The sequence below is a fragment of the Sphingomonas sp. STIS6.2 genome, assembly GCF_000732685.2.
Classification (GTDB): Bacteria; Pseudomonadota; Alphaproteobacteria; order Sphingomonadales; family Sphingomonadaceae; genus Sphingomonas; species Sphingomonas aerolata.
The window spans coordinates 372,382-393,363 of record NZ_JPDP02000041.1; the positions used below are offsets into that span (position 1 = coordinate 372,382).

Here is a 20,982-nt window from a genome sequence, read left to right on the forward strand (position 1 = left end):
GGGGGCCCAGGAGCCCCGCGCGCAGCGTTCGTGATTCTGGGCTCCCGCTTGCGCGGGAGAACGGTAGAGCTCAGGCGGGCAGTTCGAGGATCCGCTTAGCGATGATGTTGAGCTGGATCTCGCTCGTCCCGCCCTCGATCGAGTTCGCCTTGGTGCGCAGCCACGAGCGCGGGATCGCACCCCCGCGCGAGCGGTCGCTCTCCCATTCGAGCGCGTCCGAGCCGCCCGCCGCCATCATCAGTTCGTAGCGCGACTTGTTCAGCTCGGTGCCGTAATATTTCATCATGCTCGGCTGCGCGGGATGGGCCTTGCCCGCCTTCAGTTCATCGATGAAGCGTTCGGACATCGCCCCGAACGCCTTGGCGCGCACCTCGAACAGCGCGATCGACGCGCGGAGCAGCGGGTCGGCGAGGCGGCCGTCATGGCCGAGCCCGACGGTGGCGATCGCCCCGTCGATCAGCGGGTTGCCACTCGACGAGGCGAGCCCCATCCCGGAGATCATCTCGCGTTCGTGACCGAGCAGATATTTGGCGACGTCCCAGCCCTTGTTCTCCTCGTACACCCGGTTGACCTTGGGGACCTCGACATTGTCGAAGAAGGTCTCGCAGAACGGCGAGTTGCCGCTAATCAGCAAGATCGGCTTGGTCGAGACGCCGGGGGTGGCCATGTCGAACAGCACGAAGCTGATCCCGCCCTGCTTCGACGTCTTGTCGGTGCGGACGAGGCAGAAGATCCAGTCCGCCTTGTCGGCATAGGACGTCCAGACCTTCTGGCCGTTGACGAGATAATGGTCGCCCTTGTCCTCCGCCGAGGTGGCAAGGCCGGCGAGATCGGAGCCCGCATTGGGTTCCGAATAGCCCTGGCACCAGCGGATCTCGCCGCGCGCGATCTTGGTCAGGTGATCGAGCTTCTGCTCCTCGGTGCCATATTTGAGTAGTGCCGGCCCGAGCATCGAGATGCCGAAGCTGTTGAGCGGGTTGCGCGCCTTGATCGCCGCCATCTCCTCGCGGAGGATCTTGGTTTCGGCAGGCGACAGGCCGCCGCCACCATAGGCCTTGGGCCAGTCGGGGACGGTCCATCCCCTGGCGGCCATCCGGTCGAGCCAGTCCGTCTGCGCGTGCGAGGACGGGGTGAAGTTGCGGCCGCCCCAGCAGACATCGTCCTCCGAGCGGACGGGCTTGCGCATCTCGGGCGGGCAGTTTTCCGCGAGCCAAGCGCGGGTTTCGGTGCGGAAGGTGTCGAGGTCGGTCATCGGGTCTTCCTTTCTCCCTCTCCCCCGAGGGGAGAGGGCGTAGAATTTACTTGATCTTCCCACCGCTCGCGGCGGCGTCCTTGAGCGACTTGGCAACCGGAAAGCCGTATTTCTCGAGCCCGGCGACGACCTTTGGCAAGCCTTCCGACTGCGCCCAGAACATCGGCCCGCCGCGATAGACCGGCCAGCCGTAACCGTAGATCCACACCACATCGACGTCGGACGCCCGCTGCGCCTTGCCCTCTTCGAGGATCAGCGCGCCTTCGTTGACCATCGTGTAGAGCGTGCGCGCGACGATTTCCTCGTCGCTGATCTCGCGCGGGGTGACACCCGACTTGGCGCGGAAATCGTCGATGATCTCGGCGACGCGGGGGGAGTTCGATGGCGTGCGCTTATCGTCATAGTCGTAGAAGCCCGCCTTGGTCTTCTGGCCCCAGCGATTTTCCGCTGCCAGCGCATCGCGGATATTCTCGATCCGGCTCGGGTCGCGGTGCCAGCCGATGTCGACGCCGGCGAGGTCGCTCATCTGGAACGGGCCCATCGGCATGCCGAACGCGACATGGACGCGGTCGATCTGCTCGGGGCTCGCACCCTCGAGCAGCAGCTTGGTCGCCTCGACCTGGCGCGGCATCAGCATGCGGTTGCCGATGAAGCCATAGGTGACGCCTGCGACGACCGCGACCTTCTTGATCTTTTTGGCGAGCGCCATGACAGTCGCAAGCACGTCGTCCGCGGTCTTGTCACCGCGCACCACCTCGAGCAGTTTCATGACGTTGGCGGGCGAGAAGAAGTGCATGCCCACGACGTCCTCGGGCCGCTTCGTGCACGCCGCGATCTCGTCGATGTTCAGATAGGAGGTGTTCGAGGCGAGGATTGCGCCGGGCTTGGCGATCGCGTCGAGCTTGGTGAAGATCTCCTTCTTCACCTCCATCGTCTCGTACACCGCCTCGATGATCAGGTCGCACTCGGCGAGGTCGGCGAAGTCGAGCGTGGGTTTCAGCGCGCCCATCGCCTGTTCGACCTGTTCGGGCTTCATCCGGCCCTTGGCGGCGGTCGCCTCGTAATTCTTGCGGACGACGCCGGTGCCGCGGTCGAGCGCCTCCTGCTGCATCTCGACGATCGTGACGGGGATGCCGGCGGACAGGAAGTTCATCGCGATGCCGCCGCCCATCGTGCCCGCGCCGATCACGCCGACGCGCTTGATCTCGCGCAGTTTCGTGTCGGCGGGGACGTCGTCGATCTTGGCGGCCTGGCGCTCGGCGAAGAAGATGTGGCGCTGCGCGGCGGACTGGACCCCCATCATGAGCGCCATGAACTGCTCGCGTTCGAACGCGACACCCTCGGCGAAGCTCGACCCATCAGAGGCCTTCTCGACGCAGGCAATGTTGGCGGCGGGGGCGTCGAAGTTGCGGAAGCGGCGGGCGTTCTCCTTCTTGAATGCGGCGACCGCGTCGGGATCGGCCTGCGCGGTCTTCTCGGACGCGCGGGGCAGGGGGCGCTTCGCCGCGATCTTGCGCGCGAAGGCGATCGCGTCGGCTTCCAGGCTGTCCTCGCCGACGATCTTGTCGATCAGGCCGGCGTCGAGCGCCTTCTTCGCGGAGATCGGATCGCCCTTGGCGGTCATCTCGAGCGCGAGCTTGACGCCGGCGATGCGCGGGATGCGCTGCGTGCCACCCGCGCCGGGGAGAAGGCCGAGCTTGACCTCGGGCGTGCCGATCTTGGCCGAGGGAACGGCGACGCGGTAATGGCAGCCGAGTGTCACTTCGCAGCCGCCGCCGAGCGCGGTGCCGTGGATCGCGGCGACGACCGGCTTGGACGAGGCCTCGATCATGTCGACGACGGTCGGCAGGCCGGGCTCGACCATCGGCTTGCCGAATTCGGTGATGTCGGCGCCCGCGAAGAAGGTGCGGCCGTCGCAGCGGATCACCATCGCGGTGATGCTCGCCTCGGCGACGCCGTCCTTGATCGCGGCCTCGAGCCCCTGGCGGACTGCGGCGCCGAGTGCGTTGACCGGCGGGTTGTTCGAGATGATGACGAGGACGTCGTCATGGCGTTCGGTGCGGATCGGGGTGGTCATTATTCTCTCCTGGTGACGGCCGCTGACGGGTCAGGTCATGGCGGCGTAGATCATCGTCTTGAGCTCGCGGCGGATGGGGTAGAGGCTGCTGGGCGAGACCTGGGTCATGAAGACCATCGACAGGCGTTCGACCGGATCGATGAAGAAGGCGGTCGAGAACATCCCGCCCCAGTAATACTCGCCCTTCGACCCCGGCATCATCGACCGGACGGGATCGATGGTCACCGCGAAGCCCAGTCCGAAACCGGTGCCGGCATTGGTCGCCTCGCTGAACATCGACCGGGACATCGTCGTCAGATCGGCGCCGCCGGGCAGATGGTTCTGCGTCATGAGTTCGAGCGTCTTGCGGCCGAGGATCCGCGCACCGTCGAGTTCGCCGCCGTTAAGGCACATCTGGCAGAAGCGCTGATAGTCGAGCGCGGTCGAGACAAGCCCGCCACCACCCGACAACAGCGTCGGCGGACGGCTCCACGCGCTCTTCTCGCCGCGATCGAGCATCGTGCGCCCCTTGCCCGGCGCGACCGTGTAGCAATCGGTCAGGCGATCCGTCTTGTCGGCAGGAACCTGGAATCCCGTGTCGTCCATCTTCAGCGGCACGAAGATTCGCGTCGTGAAGAAGGTGTCGAGCGTGACGCCCGAGACGCGCTCGACGACGGCACCCAGCACGTCGGTTGCCACCGAATAATTCCACGCGGTCCCCGGCGAGAATTCGAGCGGCAGCGCGCCCAGCGCGGCGACGAACCCGTCGAGATCGAGATTGCCGTGCCAGTTCTCGATCTTGCCTTCGCGATAGGCGGCGTCGACGTTCGAGCGATTCTGGAAGCCGTAGGTCAGACCCGAGGTGTGGCGAAGCAGGTCGATCATCCGCATCGGCTCGGCGGTCGGTTTCACCGCAAAGGGGACCCCCGCACCGCCGCCGTTATAGACGCCGATCCCCTTGAACGCGGGCAGGACGTGATGGACCGGCGTGTCGAGTGCGACGAGGCCCTGTTCGACCAGCATCATGAACGCGACCGAGGTGATCGGCTTGGTCATCGACGCGATCCGGAACAGCGACGTTTCGTCGATCGGCGCGCCGCCTTCGCGGGCGAGGCCCTGATGCGAGAAATGCACGGTTTCGCCGTCGCGCGCGATCAGCAGCTGCGCATTGGGGAGCTTGCCGGTGACGATATAGCGGTCTTTCAACAGCCTATCGATCGCGGCGAGCCGTGCCGGATCGAAGCCATGCCGTTCAGCCGCCCCAGCGAACGCGGCGGTCATCGCCAGCTTCCCCGCATGCACCATACCCCCGGTTCGAACATGGGCACTCCTATTGCCTTGAGTGGCGTGCAAATCAACTCTAAACGTGCATCCGGTTGGCGGATAAGCCAAACCCGAAATTCATATTTGGAGTAGGCTGGCCTTGGCTCATGAACCAATCATCGCCCTGGACCCCAACTGGCCGGTCATGTCGATGGCGGAAACCGAACGGCGTCTGACTGCGCCCGGCGGCAAGTTCGAGATGGAGACCGTGATGATCGGCGGGGTCGCGACGCGGGTGTGGAAGAATGCGCCGCCGTCGCTGCGCTACCTGATCGAGGCCGCGCGTGGTCATGGCGAGCGCGTCTTCACCATCTATGAAGACGAGCGCGTGACCTATGAAGCGACGTGGCGCGCGGTGACGACGCTGGCGGCGCATCTGCGTACGCTGGGCATCGGGCCGGGCGACCGCGTCGCGCTGGCGATGCGCAACCTGCCCGAATGGCCGGTCGCGTTCTTCGCAGCGACCGCGATCGGCGCGGTGATGGTGCCGTTGAACGCGTGGTGGACGGGCGCGGAGATGGCCTATGGTCTCGCCGATTCGGGTGCCCGGGTCCTGATCACCGACGATGAACGCCATCACCGGCTCGAGGATATCTACGCGACGATTCCGTCGCTAGAGCAGGTGCTGGTCAGCCGCGCGGTCGCGCCGCTGACCGGTATCGCAGCGCCGCTGGAGGACGTGATCGGGGCGTCGTCGCACTGGGCGACGCTGCCCGACCAGCCGCTGCCCGACGCGGTGATCGCGCCCGACGACGATGCGACGATTTTCTATACCAGCGGCACGACCGGTGCTCCCAAGGGGGCGCTGGGGACGCATCGCAACATGATGTCGAACATCCTGACCGGGGGCTACTCGGGCGCGCGCTCGGCCTTGCGGCGCGGCGAGGCGCCGCCCGAGCCGACCCCGCGCGTGACGCTGACGGTCATCCCGCTCTTCCACGTCACCGCCTGCTCGGCGGGCATGATGGGGGTGATCGCGACGGGGAGCACGATGATCTTCATGCGCAAGTGGGACACCGTCCGCGCGATGGAGATCATCGAACGCGAGAAGGTGAACGTGACCGGCGGCGTGCCGACGATCGCGTGGCAGCTGATCGAGCATCCCGACCGCGGCAACTATGATCTCTCGTCACTCGAATCGATCGCCTATGGCGGCGCGCCCTCGGCCCCCGAGCTGGTCAGGCGCATCCATACCGAGCTCGGCGCGCTGCCCGGCAATGGTTGGGGCATGACCGAGACGATGGCGACGGTCACGCATCACGGCGCGGAGGATTACCTCAACCGGCCGAGCAGCGCGGGGCCGCCAGCACCCGTCGTCGACCTGAAGATCGTCGCGGAGGACGGCGTCACCGACCTTCCGATCGGCGAGGTCGGCGAGCTCTGGGCGCGCGGGCCGATGATCGTGAAGGGCTATTGGAACAAGCCGGAGGCGACCGCGACGACGTTCATCGACGGCTGGGTGCGGACGGGCGATCTCGCGCGGCTCGACGAGGAGGGGTTCTGCTACATCGTCGACCGAGCCAAGGACATGATCATCCGGGGTGGCGAGAACATCTATTCGTCGGAGGTCGAGAACGTCCTCTATGCGCATCCCGCGGTCACCGACTGCGCACTGATCGGACTGCCGCACCGCACGCTGGGCGAGGAGCCGGTCGCCGTCGTCCACCTTGCCCCCGGTGGTCAGGCGAGCGAGGCGGAACTGCAGGCCTGGGTGCGCGAACGGCTCGCGGCGTTCAAGACGCCCGTCGCCATCCGCTTCGTGCCCGAGACCTTGCCCCGCAACGCGAACGGCAAGATCCTGAAAAAGGACCTGCAATCGCTTTTTGCGGATCGGATTCCGGCCACGGCATCATAGTTTAGGGCGATTCGTTCTGCATCGCGCAGGCGGAGCATCAACACCGCTTGAATGCCGCCCCGATTGTGACAAGGGGAAGGGCAAGCGAGGGGTAACGGCATGGCGAACGACGATTATACGGCCCAGGCGGGTACGGCGGACGTCCATGAGGGAGGGCCGCCGCCAGCCGAGGGTGGGGCGACCACGGCGACCAGCGCGGAAGGGGTGTTCGAACCCCCGCTCGGCGTTGGTGTCGAGGATGCGATGCGTATCGCGCAGCGGCGCGATCGCCTGCTCGCCGCGCTGACGCTGACCGCCGGAATCGGGCTGGTCATTGCATTGCCGTTCGCGTTGAAGGCAGGGGCGGAGTTCTTCCTGCCGCTGACGACCGCGCTGGTGATCGCCGTCGCACTGATTCCGGTGCTCGAATGGCTCGAACGGCGGGGCGTGCCGTCGCCGATCGCGGCGCTCGCGTGCATTCTGGTGTTCCTGGTCGCGGCCAATGTCGCGATCGCCGCGATCCTCGTGCCGGCAACCGACTTTTTTCGGCTGCTGCCGACACGGCTCGATCGGATCCAGAGCAATCTGGCGCCGCTGCTCGATCTCTATTCGAGCCTCGAGAAATATGTGAACAAGACGCTGCGGCAGGTCGCGTCGACGCCGATCAAGCAGCCTGCAACCGCGGGCGTCGCGGCACCGAGTTCGATTCTGGAATTCGCCGCGACATCCGCGCCGGCGGTCATCGTCCAGCTGCTGTTCGGGATCCTGATCGTGTTCTTCTTCCTGTCCGGCTGGACGGGCATGCGGCGGCAGACGATCACGGGTCGCACGAGCTTCGACGGGGCGATGGCGACCGCACGCGTGATTCAGGACGTGGTCGACGACGTCTCGGCCTATCTCGGCACGATCACCGTCATCAATGTCCTGCTCGGGATCGTGACCGGCACCGCCTTGTGGGCGATCGGCATGCCCTATCCAGCGATGTGGGGCGGGATCGTCGCCCTGCTGAACTACATCCCCTATTTCGGACCCGTGATCGGCGCGTTCCTGCTCGGGCTGGGCGGGTTGATGACCTTCTCGGATATCTGGATGGCGATGCTCCCGCCGGCACTGATGTACGGGCTGCATCTGGTCGAGGCGAATGCGATCACGCCGTTCATCGTCGGCCACCGGCTGACGATCAGCCCGCTGCTGATCCTGATCTCTCTGAGCTTCTGGGGCTGGGTCTGGGGCACTCTCGGCGCGTTGCTGGCGGTGCCGCTGTTGATCATCATCCAGACCGTGCTGGGCGCCGCGGGCAAGCCCGATATCGCGGGGTTCCTGTTCGAGCACGGCACGCTGGTGCAGCAGAAAAGCGGGCGGAATCGTCGCCGGGGGGACGCGTCCGACGACCAACGTGAAACAGGCGGCTGAATGGGGGTTGACGCTATCCCAACCCTCGCCTAGTTGCCGCCTCCACGCTGTTTCAGCGGGTGTAGCTCAGTTGGTTAGAGCGCCGGCCTGTCACGCCGGAGGTCGCGGGTTCGAGTCCCGTCACTCGCGCCATCGTTCGTCGATGGTGTGAGATAGTGTCTACGACGGTGACGACTGCCAGACCCGTTTGCGGGTGCTGTGCAGAGTTCGTCATTGGGAATGCGGGTGTAGCTCAGTTGGTTAGAGCGCCGGCCTGTCACGCCGGAGGTCGCGGGTTCGAGTCCCGTCACTCGCGCCACCCTAAGGGGTGGCCGAGCCCCCCTTTAAAATTTTAGCCGCCGTCCGGACAGCGACCGGGATCAGCGCCCCGTTTCCATCCAGCGCAGCACGGGTTTCAGCGGCGCTATCCAGATCAGCCCTGTGACGAGATAGAATGCCAGCTGGCCCAGCCAGTGCCAGCTGCCGACGATCGTCGACAGGCTGACGATTGCGACGCACCACAGCGTGATCAGCAAGAGGATGCCGAGCATCCCGGCGGGTTTGCGCCAGCTAGGTGTCATGGCGTGATCCAGTCCTTGTCTGTGGCAATGGCGTGAAGCGGCACGTCCCAGGCGTCGGGCGTCAGCGCGTCGACCTCCTGGATCGCCAGCGCGATGCCGATTCGCCATGCGTCGGGATGCGCGAGAAATGCGCGGTCGTAATAGCCTGCGCCCTGGCCGATGCGATTGCCGTGGCGATCGAACCCCACCAGCGGGGTCAGGATGATGTCGGGGGCGAGCGCGGCGGCATCGGCCGGGGGCTGGTGAAGCCCGAAGGGGCCTGCGATCAGCGCCGCCTCCGTCTCCCAGGCGAGAAACCGCATCGGCTGGTCGCGGCGCACGACGTGGGGAAGCGCGATGACGCACCCTGCCTCGACAGCGGCGCGTGCGAAGGGGGAGGGATCCGCCTCACCAGCCATCGGAAAATAGGAGGCGACGGTCAGGCCGGGCGAAAGCCGGGCCAGGAACGCGTCCGGGACGCGGATCTCGACCGGCGCGGCGGCCGCGCGGGCGGCCCGCAATGCGGTACGGAGCGCGGCCTTGTCGCTCACGGGTGCGGATCGATCATGCGGGTATCGTCCGATGACGGGAATGGTGATGTGGCGGGCCCACCATGGCCGTGTGCCGGGTTATCCACTGACGCACGGTACGTCAGGTGGGGACCATATGCTTCGGACCAGGGTCCTAACAGGGACAGCCCCCTATGGATGATGAATAGCCTCAGGGATAATAAAGGCTCGTACCGGGCAGAACCCGCCAAGGCCAATCTAGGCGCTCGGCGGGCTTTGCTCAAGGGCCTGTGCGAGTCCTTCGAGACGATCGGCGATGCGCGTCAGGGCGATCTCGCTGACCGCCGATCCCTCGGGCGGACGATGTGCAGCTTCGTCGAGATCATCGGCGAGCATCAGTGCGACGAACAGCATCGCGCGTTCGGCGCTGAGCCCCCCGGCGGCGCGGTCCGCGACCGGCCAGCGTTCGGCGAGCATCGCGCCGAGCAAACGCACGCGCGATTCCTCGCCGTCGCGACACGCAACCGCATGCGGGCGGCCACCGATATCGAGCATGACCTGTGCCATCAGTTGGGGCTCCCGCGGGTGATGACGTCGTCGAGCGCGGCGACCGCCTCCGCCATGCGCGCCTTGAGTGCGGCATGCCGCCTGGCGAGTGCGTCGCCGCTTTCGGCGCGTGCGTGGATCGCGGCTTCGATCCGGCCGATAGCGGCGTCGATCCTGTCGACCGCGGTTGGACCGTCGGGAGGCCTGTCGACGGCCGTCGGCGCGTCGGGAAGAGTATCTGGCATAGATTGCGAGATAGCATGGCCGGGGGGCGCGGCAAGCGGCTTTCGCCCGTGCCGTACACCGTCCATGGTGTTGACAGGGCGCCCCACCGCCCCGCAAAGGCAGCGCGCCCGGAACGGACTCACGGGCGTAGCGGAGATACAGCAATGACGGTCAAGGTTGCGATCAACGGTTTCGGGCGGATCGGCCGGCTCGTTGCCCGCGCGGTTCTCGAGCAGTCGAACGGCGCACTCGAACTCGTCGCGATCAATGATCTCGGCGACGCCAAGTCGAACGCCTGGCTGTTCAAGCGCGACAGCGTTCACGGCAAATATCCGGGCGACGTGTCGGCCGAGGGCAATGAACTCGTCGTCGACGGCAAGCGCATCCGCGTCACCGCCGAGCGCGACCCCGCCAACCTGCCGCACGCCGAACTGGGCGTCGACATCGTGCTCGAATGCACCGGCTTCTTCACCGACAAGGCAAGCTGCCAGAAGCATCTCGACGCCGGCGCCAAGAAGGTGCTGATCTCGGCACCGGGCAAGAATGTCGACCTGACGGTCGTCTACGGCGTTAACCACGACAAGCTGACGGCCGAGCACACGATCGTGTCGAACGCGTCGTGCACGACCAACTGCCTGGCCCCCGTCGCCAAGGTGCTGAACGACGCGATCGGAATCGAGCGCGGGCTGATGACGACGATCCATGCCTATACCAACGACCAGAAGATCCTCGACCAGATCCACCCGGACCTGCGTCGCGCACGCGCTGCGGCGATGTCGATGATCCCGACCACGACGGGCGCCGCGCGTGCCGTGTCCGAAGTGCTGCCCGAACTGAAGGGCAAGCTCGACGGCTCGGCGATCCGCGTGCCCGTGCCGGACGTCTCGCTGATCGACCTGACCTTCACGCCCTCGCGCGACACGACCCGCGAAGAAGTGAACGCGGTGCTGAAGGCCGCATCCGAGAGCGGTCCGCTGGTCGGCGTGCTCGACTGGTCGGACGAGCCGCTCGTCTCGATCGATCTCCAGCATACCCCGGCCTCGTCGACGATCGACAGCCTGGAGACCGCGGTGATCGACGGCAAGCTGGTCCGCGTCGTCAGCTGGTACGACAATGAATGGGGCTTCTCGAACCGCATGGTCGATACGGCCACCGCGATGGCGAAGTTCATCTGAACTTGCGATCTATGTACCCCCTCTTTCGTTCGCTTCGAGCGCAGTCGAGAAGTCGCCGTCCGTGAAAGATGGTGTCTCGACTGTGCTCGACACGAACGGGAAAGAGGCCGGGGCCGCAGGCACGATCGCCGGCATCGCGCGTCACGCTCGCGCGAAAGCCCCGATGGAGGTCATCGACCATGTCGAGATCACCATCGAGGCCGGCTTGCACGGTGACTTTCGCGGCTATGTGAAGCCCGGCGGCAGGGGGCGGCGTCAGGTCACGTTGCTCGAACGCGGCGACTGGGACGCCGCGATGGCCGAGGTTGGCTGTGATATTCCCTGGTACGAACGCCGCGCGAACCTTCTCGTCGACGGCTTCGACCTTCCCCAGATACCTGGCACCCGGCTTAGCATCGGCGCGGACGTGGTGCTGGAGGTGACGCGCCACACCGATCCGTGCGAACGCATGGAAGCCCTGGCGCCAGGATTGTTCGCCGCGCTCACGCCCGACTGGCGGGGCGGGGCGTGTACCCGCGTTTTGATGGGCGGCAGAATCGCCGTCGGTGACGAGATCAGGATCGAAGAACCATGAGCAGGCCATTCAAGACGCTCGACGACATGGGCGATGTGCGGGGCAAGCGCGTACTCGTCCGCGAAGACCTCAACGTGCCGATGGCCGAAGGCGCCGTCACCGACGACACGCGCTTGCGGGCGACCGTCGCAACGGTCGGCGAACTGGCCGACAAGGGTGCGATCGTCCTGATCCTCGCCCATTTCGGCCGCCCCAAGGGCAATCCGAGCCCGGAATTTTCGCTTTCGCAGGTCGTCCGGCCGTATAGCGACGTGCTGGGCCGCGAGGTTCGCTATGTCGACTGGGAGGGCGCGGACGACGCGGTCGCGATGCTCGAACCTGGTGACATCGCCGTCCTCGAGAACACGCGCTTCTTCGGCGGCGAGGAGACGAATGATCCGGCGGTGGTCACGCGCTTCGCCAGCCTCGGCGATCTCTACGTCAACGACGCCTTCTCCGCCGCGCACCGCGCGCACGCGTCGACCGAGGGGCTGGCGCATGTCCTGCCCGCCTTTGCCGGCCGCGCGATGGAGGCCGAGCTCGACGCGCTCCAGAAGGCGCTGGGCGCCCCGGAGCATCCCGTCGCCGCGGTCGTTGGCGGTGCGAAGGTCTCGTCGAAGCTCGACGTGCTGCGGCACCTGGTCACGCGCGTCGATCACCTGATCATCGGCGGCGGCATGGCCAACACCTTCCTCGCGGCGCGCGGCGTCGATGTTGGCAAGAGCCTGTGCGAGCATGAACTCGCTGCGACCTGCGAACAGATCATGGAGGCTGCCGACAAGGCGAACTGCACCGTCCATCTGCCCTATGACGTCGTCGTTGCGAAGGAGTTCAAGCCGAACCCCGCCACGCGCACGATCAACGTGCACGAGGTCGCAGCGGATGAGATGATCCTCGACGTCGGGCCGGCTGCGGTCGAATCGCTTGGTGACGTCCTGAAGAATTGCCGGACCCTGGTCTGGAACGGTCCGCTCGGCGCGTTCGAGACGCCGCCGTTCGATACCGCCACGGTCGCGCTCGCCAGGACGGCGGCGGCGCTCACCGAGGGTGGTTCGCTGGTCTCGGTCGCAGGCGGTGGCGATACGGTCGCGGCGCTCAACCATGCCGGGGTCGCGGATGCGTTTACCTTCGTGTCGACCGCGGGCGGTGCGTTCCTGGAATGGATGGAGGGCAAGGACCTGCCCGGCGTCGCCGCGCTGACCCGTTAAGGCGTCGGCGCCGGCTCGTTGAGCAGGGGCACGAGCAGCGTGTTCAGGTCGGCCAGGTCGAACGCGCCGGGTTTCGCATAGCGGACGACCCCGGCGCGATCGATGATGTAGTTGGTCGGCAGCGCGCCCATGACGCCGAACGCGCCCTTGATCCGCCGGGCCGATGGTATCGCCAGCGCCGCGAAGACCGGTTTCAGTTTGTATGCCGGGAGCGAGTCTTCGGTTGCGACCGCGAAGACGCGCAGGCCATTGTCCTTGCGCAGCCGGTAATAGGTATCGAGCAGCGGTAATTCCGCCTTGCACGGCCCGCACCATGTCGCCCAGAAATTGAGGATGACGACCTGTCCGTGCAGGTCGGTGCTGCTGATCCTGCTGCCGTCGATCAGCGTCATCTCGAATTTCGGCGCCCGGTCGCCGACCTTGATCGTCGCTGACGCGTGAGACGGCGTCATCGCGATCGCCAGCGCCAGAGCGCTCGCGATCACGCCCTTTATCGAAACCGTCATTGCCCGCTCTCCCCCCGGAGGTTTTCCCGACGCCAACCTCGGCGTCCGGGGATGGTGCGTCAATCCGTCCCTGGCGCGCGTTCGAGTACAGTCGAGCAGGGGTTGATCAAGCGCCGCCCCTTGCCTATGTTTAACATGTTAAACGGAGACTCGGATGCTGGGCGTCAGGCTCGATAGCGACCTCGAAGAACGACTCGCGGCGGTCGCCCGCACGCAAGGGCGCAGCAAGAGCGATATCGCACGTGAAGCCGTGCGCCGCTACGTCGAACGCCACGATGAAGCGTTCCTTGCGGAGGCAAAGCGGCAATCGCTCCTCGCTGCCGCACATGATCGACACGCGAAGGACGAAGACTGGGATGCCATGTTCGCGGAGTCCCTGACGTGAAAATTACACGGGGCATGGTCGTGATCGGGGCTGGCAAAGGGGAGTCTTCCCGGAAGCCACGACCGTTCCTCGTCGTTCAGTCAGACCTGTTCGCTGATCATGGCACGGTCTCGCTGTGCCCACTCACCAGCGTCATCACCGGCACCAGCCTCTTTCGCGTGTCGCTCGAGGCGTCGCCCGAGACGGGTCTTCTCTGCGACAGCGAGATTCAGGTCGACAGGCTCGACACGCTCGACCGCAACGCCATCGTCAAGATTATCGGTACGATACCCATCACCACCATGACCCGGGTCGACGACGCGCTGCGCCGCTGGCTCGAACTCTAAGACAGGAATGACCATGACCTCGACGATCACACCGCAAATCAAGACTATCCTCGACAAGTATGAGGCCACGAGTTCGGCGGTAAAGGCGAACCTTGCGCGCATCCTGATGCAGGGCAAGCTCGGCGGTACCGGCAAGCTGGTGATCCTGCCCGTCGACCAGGGTTTCGAGCACGGCCCGGCACGCAGCTTCTCGGTCAATCCGGCGGCCTATGACCCACACTATCATTACCAGCTCGCGATCGACGCGGGGCTCAGCGCCTATGCAGCGCCGCTCGGCATGCTCGAGGCGGGCGCGGACACGTTCGCCGGGCAGATCCCGACGATTCTGAAGTGCAACAGCTCGAACAGCTGGGCGACCACGATCGACCAGGCGGTGACCGCGACCGTGGCGGATGCGGTGCGGCTCGGCTCGGCGGCGATCGGCTTCACCATCTATCCGGGCGCGGACCAGTTCTTCGACCTGGTCGAGGAAATCCGCGAGCTGAGCGAAGAGGCCAAGTCGGTCGGCATCGCGACCGTGATCTGGTCCTATCCGCGTGGCGGCGAGCTGACCAAGGACGGCGAGCTCGCGCTCGACGTCGGCGCCTATGCCGCGCACATGGCGGCGCTGCTCGGCGCGCACATCATCAAGACCAAGCTGCCGACCGATCATATCGAGCAGAAGGAAGCTAAGCCGCTTTATGCCGGCACCGACTGGTCCAAGCAGGCCGATCGCGTCAAACACGTCGTCCAGTCGAGCTTTGCCGGGCGTCGCATCAACGTGTTCTCGGGCGGCGCGTCCAAGGGTGCGGATGCGGTCTTCCAGGATGCACGCGACATTCGTGACGGCGGTGGCAACGGCTCGATCATCGGCCGCAACACGTTCCAGCGTCCGCGCGACGAGGCACTGGCGATGCTCGACCGGATCATCCGGATCTACAAGAACGAGGAATAAGCGCGGCTTCGCCCGTCCGTCGTCCCGGCTCTGCGCCGGGGTGACGGGCGCGGCGCGACCCGCTAGGGGCGGGGAATGACCGAAGAAGATCCGCTGGGCCCGCTCGACCCGACATTCGCCGAGAATTTCCGCCGCGACATGCGGCGGCCGCCATGTCAGCTCTATCTCGTCTCGCCGCTCGACGTCGGCGGCGACTTTCCCGAGCGGCTGGCACGTGCGCTCGACGCCGGGCCGGTGGCGGCGTTCCAGTTCCGCGTGAAGGACATCGACCAGCACGCCGCTGCGGCGCTCGGCGCGCCGCTGCGCGCGATCTGCGCCGAGCGCGACGTCGCGTTCATCGTCAACGACGATATCGGGCTGGCGAAGCGGCTCGACGCGGACGGCGTGCATCTCGGGCAGAGCGATGGCGATCCGCGCGAGGCGCGCGCGCAGCTCGGCCCCAATGCGCAGATCGGCGTGACCTGTCACGGCAGCCGGCATCTGGCGATGGAAGCGGGCGAGGCCGGCGCCGACTATGTCGCGTTCGGGGCCTTTCATCCGACCACGACCAAGACCGTCGAGCATCTGGCCGAGCCCGTGCTCCTGTCCTGGTGGTCGACGCTGTTCGAGATGCCGTGTGTCGCGATCGGCGGGATTACGCCGGACAATGCCGCGGCGCTGGCGGCGGCGGGGGCCGATTTCATCGCGGTGTCGGGCGCCGTCTGGAATGGTGACGAGGTCGCTGCGGTCAAGGCATTTGGCGAGGTGCTCGCCAAGCGCTGATTAGGTTGTCCGTCGCCGGATGCTTCGGGCGGCGCGCTGCTTGGCTCTGGATCCTGACTTTCGTCAGGATGACGGGAGGGGTCTTGGGTGGCGCTACGGAAACAACCGTCGTTCTAACCGTTTGATGCAGTAGCGTAACGGTTGGGATGACGAGCATGACGGCATTTGTGACGAAAGCTTCGGTTCTTGCAGGTTGCCTGCTCGCGGCCCTGCCGGCGGTGGCGCAGCCTGTCCCTGCCAAGCCGGTACCGATCGACCGCAACGTACTGCATGTCCAGGTGATCCTCGATCATCTGGGTTTCGGTCCGGGCGTACTCGACGGACGCGGTGGTCAGTCGCTCGTCGCGGCGTTGAAGGGGTTCCAGGAGGCCAAGGGGTTGCCGATCACGGGCAAGCCCGACACGCAGACGATGCGCGCGCTCTATCCCTATCGTGCGGCACGGCCGACGGTCATGGTTGCGCTGACGCCCGAGATGCTCGCGGGGCCGTTCGTCAATCCGCTGCCCAAGGACCCGGCGAAGCAGGCCGAGCTTCAGACGATCGGCTACCGGACGGTCATGGAGAAGCTGGGTGAGATGTTCCACACCACGCCTGCGGTGATCATGGCCCTCAACTCGCCGTCGACCAAACTGTCGGCGGGGACAAAGGTGGTGTTCCCCAACGCTCTGCCGACGTCGCGCGACTATGATCCCAAGTTCCGCCCCGACTGGCGCGCGACGCTCAACATGCTGAACGTCGATGCGAAGCAGCCTCAGGCCGATCATGTCGTCGTCGACAAGTCTGACGGCGTGCTGCGGGTGCTCGACGCGAACGATAAGCTGATCGCGCAGTTCTCCGCGACGATGGGGTCGAGCCACGACCCGCTGCCGCTGGGGACATGGACGATCAAGGGCTCCGACTATAACCCCAAATTCCACTTCAACCCGGCGCTGTTCTGGGATGCGAAGAAGGGGCAGAAGAAGGAGATGCTGCCGCCGGGGCCGAACGGTCCGGTCGGCGTGGTCTGGATGGACCTTTCGAAGGATCATTACGGCATTCACGGCACCCCCAACCCCGAGACGATCGGGCGCGCCGAAAGCCATGGCTGTATCCGCCTGACGAACTGGGATGCGGCGCGACTGTCGATGATGATCAAGCCGGGGACCAAGGCGGTCTTCCAGGCCTGATCGCATGACGCGGACGTTCTGGGTTATTCTCGCGCTGATCGTCGCGGTTGGCGGCGCGTTCGCTTCGATGCTGTCGTTCGGCGACGGTGGGCGGCAGGCGGTGGCGTGGCGCACACCGTCGCCAGCCTCTCCGAAGGCTGAGGCAGAGGTCCAGAATGCTGATGCGCCGCGAGCATTGACGATGCCGGTGCTCGGCGTGAAGCGCACCGCGGTCGGCAACAGCTGGAACGATCCGCGCGGCGGCGGGCTGCGCGGGCATCACGGCACCGACATCATGGCGGCGGGCGGTACACCGGTCGTCGCCGCGGCGCCTGGACGAATCGAGAAGCTGTTCCAGAGCGCGCTTGGCGGGATCACCGTCTATGTCCGGTCACCCGACCGGCGCTGGACCTATTATTACGCGCACCTCGCGGGCTATGCGCCGGGCGTGCGCGAAGGAATGGCGGTCGCGGCGGGGGACCGCCTTGGCTATGTCGGCGACACCGGTGACGCGGGCGCGGGCAATTATCACCTGCATTTCGGGGTGAGCCGGATGCAGCCGGGCCAGCGCTGGTGGCAGGGCGAGGAGGTCAATCCCTACCCGCTGCTTGCTCGCGCGCGGCCATCTCGCTAAAGCGCGCGGCTTCGGGTTTCCGCACGGCCTTGCCTGGCGGACGGCCCCTAGCTCTTTCCAGCAGGAATCGGTCATGAAGATCAACGCGGTCGAGATTCGTCCCGGCAACATCCTTGAATATGAGGGCGGCATCTGGCGCGCCGTGAAGATTCAGCACACGCAGCCCGGCAAGGGCGGCGCCTATATGCAGGTCGAGATGAAGAACCTCATCGACGGCCGCAAGAGCAACACGCGCTTCCGCTCTGCCGAGAGCGTCGAGAAGGTCCGGCTCGACACCGTCGACTTCCAGTATCTGTTCCGCGACGGCGACGCGCTGACCTTCATGGACAAGGTCAATTACGAGCAGATCACGCTGGATGCCGACATCCTGGGCGACGCCGCGGCGTTCCTGCAGGACGGCATGGATGTCGTGATGGAGCTCTGGGAAGAGCGGCCGATCTCGGTCCAGTTGCCCGACACGATCGAGGCGCTGATCGTCGAGGCCGATGCCGTCGTGAAGGGGCAGACCGCCTCGTCGTCGTACAAGCCCGCGGTGCTCGAGAACGGCGTGCGCGTGATGGTCCCGCCGCATATCGGTGCCGGCACGCGGATCGTGGTCGATGTCTATGAGCAGACCTATGTAAGGCGTGCTGATTGAACGACTCCCCCTCCCGCAAGCGGGAGGGGGCTGGGGGGTGGGCGCCCGCCCTCCACGGCACGCACCGATAGTGGCGTTACCGACTGACGTTGCGCGACGACGATTGCGCGCGCCCACCCCCGGCCCCTCCCGCATGCGGGAGGGGGGAGATAGAAGACAATGCCCAGCCATTCCGGCATCATGACCGTCATCGAGCGCGCCGCCCGCAAGGCCGCACCGCGCCTGCGCCGCGATTTCAATGAGGTTCAGCAGCTGCAGGTCAGCCGCAAGGGTCCCGCCGACTTTGTCAGCCAGGCCGACCAGCGCGCCGAGCAGACGATCTTCGAAGAGCTGAGCCACGCACGCCCCGACTGGGGCATGTTGATGGAGGAGCGCGGCGAGGTCGCGGGTGATCCCAACAAGCCGCGCTTTATCGTCGACCCGCTCGATGGCACGTCGAACTTCCTTCACGGCATCCCGCATTTCTGCATCTCGATCGCGGTCGAGGAGCCGATGCCGAACGGCAAGCGCGAGGTCACCACAGCGCTGGTGTATCAGCCGCTCACCGACGAGAGCTTCTGGGCTGAGCGAGGCCGCGGCGCGTGGCTGACCGACCAGCGCCTGCGCGTGTCGTCGCGGCGCGATCTAGCCGATTCGCTGATCGCGACGGGTATCCCGTTCCTCGGTCATGGCGATTTCGCGCAGTGGAGCCGCATCTTCGGTGCGGTCGCACCCGAGGTGGCGGGGATCCGCCGTCTCGGCGCGGCGGCGCTCGATCTTGCCTGGCTGGCAGCCGGGCGGTTCGACGGCTTCTGGGAATCGAACCTGAAGCCGTGGGACGTCGCGGCGGGGATGTTGCTGGTCAAGGAAGCGGGCGGCTACGTGACCGACTTCCGCGGTGGCGACCGCGCGATGGAGCGCAACGAGTTCCTCGCGGCGAATGATGCGCTGCATTCGCGCCTGCATAAGCTGGTGGCCGGCGCGCTGCGCTGATGCATTTGGGTCGGTAGGCCGGGCCGGCCTGCCAAATGTCCGTCACCCCAGTTTTTGCTGGGGTGACGGTCTTGCTGGGGGCTACGACCGGCGCCTGGCGGCTGCCGTTGCTTGCAGAACCATGCAGGTAACGCAGGTTTCCCGCGGGGCTCATACAGCTCTTGCGAGTGATTCTCACGGGCTGCTAGCCTTGCCCCACGGGGCCCATCGGCCTAAAGGCTCCCCATCTGTTCGCATCTGCGAGAAGCCATTTGGTCGACCTGTCGCACTATCTTCCGATCCTCCTGTTCCTCGGGGTCGCCATCGCATTGTCGAGCACGTTCGTGTTCCTGCCGATGGCTGTCTCCAGGCTCACCGGGTCGCACAAGCCTACGCCCGAGAAGCTGAGCGAATATGAGTGCGGCTTCCCCGCATTCGAGGATCCGCGCAGCCAGTTCGACGTGCGCTTCTACCTAATCGCCATCCTCTTCATCATCTTTGATCTCGAGGCGGCGTTTCTGTTTCCCTGGGCCGTCTCGGTCTTCACGCTCGGCTGGACCGCGTGGATCTCGATGATGATCTTTATCGGCGAACTGGCCCTCGGCCTCGCCTATGCATGGAAGAAGGGAGCACTCGATTGGGAGTAGAGCTCACATCGCAGCCCGGTTCCGGTCTGCTGGCACCCGCCGGCGGTGGCGCGATCGTGCCGCCCGACCAGGGCTTTTTCGACGGCCTGAACGGTGAACTGACCGACAAGGGTTTCCTGGTCACCTCGACCGAGGAGCTGTTTCAGTGGGCCCGTACCGGCTCGCTGTGGTGGATGACGTTCGGGCTCGCCTGCTGCGCGGTCGAGATGATCCACGTCAACATGCCGCGCTACGATCTGGAGCGCTTCGGTGCCGCACCGCGCGCGTCGCCGCGTCAGTCGGACGTGATGATCGTCGCCGGCACGCTGTGCAACAAGATGGCGCCCGCACTCCGCAAGGTCTACGATCAGATGTCGGAGCCGAAATACGTGATCTCGATGGGATCGTGCGCGAACGGCGGCGGCTATTATCATTATAGCTACAGCGTCGTGCGCGGTTGTGACCGGATCGTCCCCGTCGACATCTACGTCCCGGGTTGCCCGCCGACTGCGGAAGCGCTGTTGTACGGCATCATGCAGTTGCAGCGGAAGATCCGGCGGTCCGGGAGCATCGAACGGTGAGGGCGCCCGCACCAGCCTATGCCGCCAATGACGGCGTGATCGACGCGGCTCGCGCCGCGCTCGGCGGCATGCTGCTCGACGCGGTCGACAAGGTCGGCGAGGTCGCTCTGCACGTCCGTCGTGAAGATCTGTACGACGCGATGATCGCGCTACGTGATACGCCGGGGCTTGCCTATCAGCAGCTCATGGAAATCGCCGGCGTCGACTATCCCGATCGTGCCGAGCGGTTCGAGGTCGTCTACTGCATGCTGTCGCTGACGCGGAACCACCGCCTGCGCGTCCATGTCGCGACCGACGAGGACAAGCCGGTGCCGTCGGTGACCGACATCTGGCCGGTCGCCGGCTGGCTCGAGCGCGAAGTGTACGACATGTACGGCGTGCTGTTCAGCGGCAACCCGGACCTGCGCCGCATCCTGACCGATTACGGTTTTCGCGGCCATCCGCAGCGCAAGGACTTCCCGCTGACGGGGTATGTCGAGCTGCGTTATTCGGAAGAGGCGAAGCGCGTCGTGTACGAGCCGGTGCAGCTTGCTCAGGATTTCCGCACGTTCGACTTCATGAGCCCCTGGGAGGGCGCCGAATACGTCCTTCCGGGTGACGAGAAGGGCGCGCTGCCACAGGCCAAGGGCGCGCAGACGCCGCTGTCGGCCGATACGATCGTCAAGGCGGATGCGGCGCAGAGCGCGACCAAGGCGCCCGACGCGCCGAGCGAGCCCTATGCGAAGAAGGACGTCCAGAACACCTCGCAGAGCGGTGCGGGCGAGCCCGATCCGGGCAACCAGAAGCAGGACAAGCCCGTGGAGTCGGACGTGATTCCGACCAAGGGCGGAGGACAGAACCAGTGAGTCTCTATGTAGAGGAG

The 20,982-nt window shown here is 65.9% G+C and carries 24 protein-coding genes and 2 tRNA genes; 18 read left to right on the plus strand and 8 right to left on the minus strand.

Features of this window, described 5'->3' with window-relative positions; translation table 11 throughout:
* Positions 1-70: 70 nt before the first annotated feature.
* Genes sphst_RS07945 through sphst_RS07955 form a run of 3 tightly spaced genes read right to left on the minus strand, consistent with a single transcriptional unit; the run spans position 71 to position 4,589 of the window.
* On the minus strand, positions 71-1,252 hold the full coding sequence (locus sphst_RS07945) for an acyl-CoA dehydrogenase family protein (protein WP_031394454.1): 1,182 nt from the start codon (positions 1,250-1,252) through the stop codon (positions 71-73).
* Between the two features lie 46 nt (positions 1,253-1,298).
* Positions 1,299-3,329, minus strand: coding sequence for a 3-hydroxyacyl-CoA dehydrogenase NAD-binding domain-containing protein (locus sphst_RS07950; protein WP_031394455.1), 2,031 nt, complete (start codon positions 3,327-3,329; stop codon positions 1,299-1,301).
* A gap of 30 nt (positions 3,330-3,359) precedes the next feature.
* Positions 3,360-4,589: a serine hydrolase domain-containing protein gene (locus sphst_RS07955; protein WP_031394456.1), complete on the minus strand. Its 1,230-nt coding sequence runs from the start codon at positions 4,587-4,589 to the stop codon at positions 3,360-3,362.
* Positions 4,590-4,776: 187 nt separating this feature from the next.
* Here sphst_RS07955 and sphst_RS07960 point away from each other — a divergent pair, with 187 nt between their 5' ends.
* From sphst_RS07960 to sphst_RS07975, 4 genes are all read left to right on the plus strand, one after another.
* Positions 4,777-6,486: a class I adenylate-forming enzyme family protein gene (locus sphst_RS07960; protein ID WP_107045379.1), complete on the plus strand. Its 1,710-nt coding sequence runs from the start codon at positions 4,777-4,779 to the stop codon at positions 6,484-6,486.
* 243 nt (positions 6,487-6,729) lie between these two features.
* Positions 6,730-7,878 carry an AI-2E family transporter gene (locus sphst_RS07965; RefSeq protein ID WP_107045419.1) on the plus strand — a complete coding sequence of 383 codons (1,149 nt, stop codon included), beginning with the start codon at positions 6,730-6,732 and terminating at the stop codon, positions 7,876-7,878.
* 55 nt (positions 7,879-7,933) lie between these two features.
* Positions 7,934-8,010: transfer RNA gene (locus sphst_RS07970), tRNA-Asp, on the plus strand.
* Positions 8,011-8,099: 89 nt separating this feature from the next.
* A tRNA-Asp gene (locus sphst_RS07975) sits at positions 8,100-8,176 on the plus strand.
* Positions 8,177-8,237: 61 nt separating this feature from the next.
* On the opposite strand, the gene sphst_RS07980 is transcribed toward sphst_RS07975, so the two are convergent.
* The 4 genes from sphst_RS07980 to sphst_RS07995 form a co-directional block, all read right to left on the minus strand.
* The gene (locus sphst_RS07980; protein WP_031396564.1) at positions 8,238-8,438 is read right to left on the minus strand and encodes a DUF2842 domain-containing protein; all 201 of its coding nucleotides are present in this window, start codon (positions 8,436-8,438) and stop codon (positions 8,238-8,240) included.
* Positions 8,435-8,968, minus strand: a complete 534-nt coding sequence (locus sphst_RS07985; protein ID WP_031396565.1) for a 5-formyltetrahydrofolate cyclo-ligase — start codon at positions 8,966-8,968, stop codon at positions 8,435-8,437. Before sphst_RS07985 ends, sphst_RS07980 begins: the two co-directional genes overlap by 4 nt.
* A 216-nt stretch (positions 8,969-9,184) precedes the next feature.
* The gene (locus tag sphst_RS07990) at positions 9,185-9,493 is read right to left on the minus strand and encodes a cell division protein ZapA (protein ID WP_031440961.1); all 309 of its coding nucleotides are present in this window, start codon (positions 9,491-9,493) and stop codon (positions 9,185-9,187) included.
* Positions 9,493-9,717: a hypothetical protein gene (locus sphst_RS07995; RefSeq protein WP_031396567.1), complete on the minus strand. Its 225-nt coding sequence runs from the start codon at positions 9,715-9,717 to the stop codon at positions 9,493-9,495. The genes sphst_RS07990 and sphst_RS07995 overlap by 1 nt, the downstream gene beginning before the upstream one ends.
* A gap of 144 nt (positions 9,718-9,861) precedes the next feature.
* Here sphst_RS07995 and gap point away from each other — a divergent pair, with 144 nt between their 5' ends.
* The 3 genes from gap to sphst_RS08010 all read left to right on the plus strand — a co-directional run bounded on the left by gap (position 9,862) and on the right by sphst_RS08010 (position 12,633).
* Positions 9,862-10,872 carry a type I glyceraldehyde-3-phosphate dehydrogenase gene (gene gap / locus sphst_RS08000; RefSeq protein ID WP_031396568.1) on the plus strand — a complete coding sequence of 337 codons (1,011 nt, stop codon included), beginning with the start codon at positions 9,862-9,864 and terminating at the stop codon, positions 10,870-10,872.
* Between the two features lie 163 nt (positions 10,873-11,035).
* Entirely contained in the window at positions 11,036-11,446 is a 411-nt protein-coding gene (locus tag sphst_RS08005) for an MOSC domain-containing protein (protein WP_051916703.1), read from the plus strand.
* Positions 11,443-12,633, plus strand: coding sequence for a phosphoglycerate kinase (locus tag sphst_RS08010; RefSeq protein WP_031396570.1), 1,191 nt, complete (start codon positions 11,443-11,445; stop codon positions 12,631-12,633). The genes sphst_RS08005 and sphst_RS08010 overlap by 4 nt, the downstream gene beginning before the upstream one ends.
* On the opposite strand, the gene sphst_RS08015 is transcribed toward sphst_RS08010, so the two are convergent.
* Positions 12,630-13,139, minus strand: coding sequence for a TlpA disulfide reductase family protein (locus tag sphst_RS08015; protein WP_031396571.1), 510 nt, complete (start codon positions 13,137-13,139; stop codon positions 12,630-12,632). The genes sphst_RS08010 and sphst_RS08015 overlap by 4 nt on opposite strands.
* A gap of 154 nt (positions 13,140-13,293) precedes the next feature.
* On the opposite strand from sphst_RS08015, the gene relB reads away from it, so the two are divergent.
* The 11 genes from relB (at position 13,294) to sphst_RS08070 (ending at position 20,965) form a co-directional block, all read left to right on the plus strand.
* Entirely contained in the window at positions 13,294-13,524 is a 231-nt protein-coding gene (gene relB / locus sphst_RS08020) for a type II toxin-antitoxin system RelB family antitoxin (protein WP_037527511.1), read from the plus strand.
* Positions 13,521-13,850, plus strand: a complete 330-nt coding sequence (locus sphst_RS08025) for a type II toxin-antitoxin system PemK/MazF family toxin (protein WP_081877811.1) — start codon at positions 13,521-13,523, stop codon at positions 13,848-13,850. Before relB ends, sphst_RS08025 begins: the two co-directional genes overlap by 4 nt.
* A 13-nt stretch (positions 13,851-13,863) precedes the next feature.
* Positions 13,864-14,784, plus strand: a complete 921-nt coding sequence (locus sphst_RS08030; protein WP_031396574.1) for a class I fructose-bisphosphate aldolase — start codon at positions 13,864-13,866, stop codon at positions 14,782-14,784.
* 75 nt (positions 14,785-14,859) lie between these two features.
* Positions 14,860-15,546 (plus strand): thiamine phosphate synthase, encoded by a 687-nt coding sequence (thiE, locus tag sphst_RS08035; protein WP_031440955.1) that lies wholly within the window; start codon positions 14,860-14,862, stop codon positions 15,544-15,546.
* A gap of 155 nt (positions 15,547-15,701) precedes the next feature.
* Positions 15,702-16,712 carry a L,D-transpeptidase family protein gene (locus sphst_RS08040; protein ID WP_031393849.1) on the plus strand — a complete coding sequence of 337 codons (1,011 nt, stop codon included), beginning with the start codon at positions 15,702-15,704 and terminating at the stop codon, positions 16,710-16,712.
* 4 nt (positions 16,713-16,716) lie between these two features.
* Positions 16,717-17,325, plus strand: a complete 609-nt coding sequence (locus tag sphst_RS08045) for a M23 family metallopeptidase (RefSeq protein WP_031393848.1) — start codon at positions 16,717-16,719, stop codon at positions 17,323-17,325.
* A 73-nt stretch (positions 17,326-17,398) separates the two neighbouring features.
* Positions 17,399-17,962 carry an elongation factor P gene (efp, locus tag sphst_RS08050; RefSeq protein WP_037527514.1) on the plus strand — a complete coding sequence of 188 codons (564 nt, stop codon included), beginning with the start codon at positions 17,399-17,401 and terminating at the stop codon, positions 17,960-17,962.
* Positions 17,963-18,121: 159 nt separating this feature from the next.
* Entirely contained in the window at positions 18,122-18,934 is an 813-nt protein-coding gene (locus tag sphst_RS08055) for an inositol monophosphatase family protein (RefSeq protein WP_031393846.1), read from the plus strand.
* Positions 18,935-19,185: 251 nt separating this feature from the next.
* Positions 19,186-19,560 (plus strand): NADH-quinone oxidoreductase subunit A, encoded by a 375-nt coding sequence (locus sphst_RS08060; RefSeq protein WP_031393845.1) that lies wholly within the window; start codon positions 19,186-19,188, stop codon positions 19,558-19,560.
* Complete coding sequence (locus sphst_RS08065) at positions 19,551-20,120, plus strand: NuoB/complex I 20 kDa subunit family protein (protein WP_037527518.1); 570 nt, start codon at positions 19,551-19,553, stop codon at positions 20,118-20,120. Before sphst_RS08060 ends, sphst_RS08065 begins: the two co-directional genes overlap by 10 nt.
* Positions 20,117-20,965 carry an NADH-quinone oxidoreductase subunit C gene (locus sphst_RS08070; RefSeq protein ID WP_031393843.1) on the plus strand — a complete coding sequence of 283 codons (849 nt, stop codon included), beginning with the start codon at positions 20,117-20,119 and terminating at the stop codon, positions 20,963-20,965. Before sphst_RS08065 ends, sphst_RS08070 begins: the two co-directional genes overlap by 4 nt.
* The last annotated feature ends 17 nt before the right edge of the window (positions 20,966-20,982 follow it).

Bases quoted from the DNA above. Each gene is read 5' to 3' on its own strand.
- sphst_RS07960 (WP_107045379.1), top strand. From the start codon at position 4,777: ATGTCGATGGCGGAAACCGAACGGCGTCTGACTGCGCCCGGCGGCAAG.
- sphst_RS08045 (WP_031393848.1), top strand. From the start codon at position 16,717: ATGACGCGGACGTTCTGGGTTATTCTCGCGCTGATCGTCGCGGTTGGC.
- sphst_RS07995 (WP_031396567.1), bottom strand. From the start codon at position 9,717: ATGCCAGATACTCTTCCCGACGCGCCGACGGCCGTCGACAGGCCTCCC.
- sphst_RS07945 (WP_031394454.1), bottom strand. From the start codon at position 1,252: ATGACCGACCTCGACACCTTCCGCACCGAAACCCGCGCTTGGCTCGCG.
- sphst_RS07950 (WP_031394455.1), bottom strand. From the start codon at position 3,329: ATGACCACCCCGATCCGCACCGAACGCCATGACGACGTCCTCGTCATC.
- gap (WP_031396568.1), top strand. From the start codon at position 9,862: ATGACGGTCAAGGTTGCGATCAACGGTTTCGGGCGGATCGGCCGGCTC.
- sphst_RS08055 (WP_031393846.1), top strand. From the start codon at position 18,122: ATGCCCAGCCATTCCGGCATCATGACCGTCATCGAGCGCGCCGCCCGC.
- thiE (WP_031440955.1), top strand. From the start codon at position 14,860: ATGACCGAAGAAGATCCGCTGGGCCCGCTCGACCCGACATTCGCCGAG.
- efp (WP_037527514.1), top strand. From the start codon at position 17,399: ATGAAGATCAACGCGGTCGAGATTCGTCCCGGCAACATCCTTGAATAT.
- sphst_RS08005 (WP_051916703.1), top strand. From the start codon at position 11,036: ATGGAGGTCATCGACCATGTCGAGATCACCATCGAGGCCGGCTTGCAC.
- sphst_RS07955 (WP_031394456.1), bottom strand. From the start codon at position 4,589: ATGACCGCCGCGTTCGCTGGGGCGGCTGAACGGCATGGCTTCGATCCG.
- sphst_RS08010 (WP_031396570.1), top strand. From the start codon at position 11,443: ATGAGCAGGCCATTCAAGACGCTCGACGACATGGGCGATGTGCGGGGC.
- sphst_RS07965 (WP_107045419.1), top strand. From the start codon at position 6,730: ATGCGTATCGCGCAGCGGCGCGATCGCCTGCTCGCCGCGCTGACGCTG.
- sphst_RS08015 (WP_031396571.1), bottom strand. From the start codon at position 13,139: ATGACGGTTTCGATAAAGGGCGTGATCGCGAGCGCTCTGGCGCTGGCG.
- sphst_RS07990 (WP_031440961.1), bottom strand. From the start codon at position 9,493: ATGGCACAGGTCATGCTCGATATCGGTGGCCGCCCGCATGCGGTTGCG.
- sphst_RS07980 (WP_031396564.1), bottom strand. From the start codon at position 8,438: ATGACACCTAGCTGGCGCAAACCCGCCGGGATGCTCGGCATCCTCTTG.
- sphst_RS08030 (WP_031396574.1), top strand. From the start codon at position 13,864: ATGACCTCGACGATCACACCGCAAATCAAGACTATCCTCGACAAGTAT.
- relB (WP_037527511.1), top strand. From the start codon at position 13,294: ATGCTGGGCGTCAGGCTCGATAGCGACCTCGAAGAACGACTCGCGGCG.
- sphst_RS08040 (WP_031393849.1), top strand. From the start codon at position 15,702: ATGACGGCATTTGTGACGAAAGCTTCGGTTCTTGCAGGTTGCCTGCTC.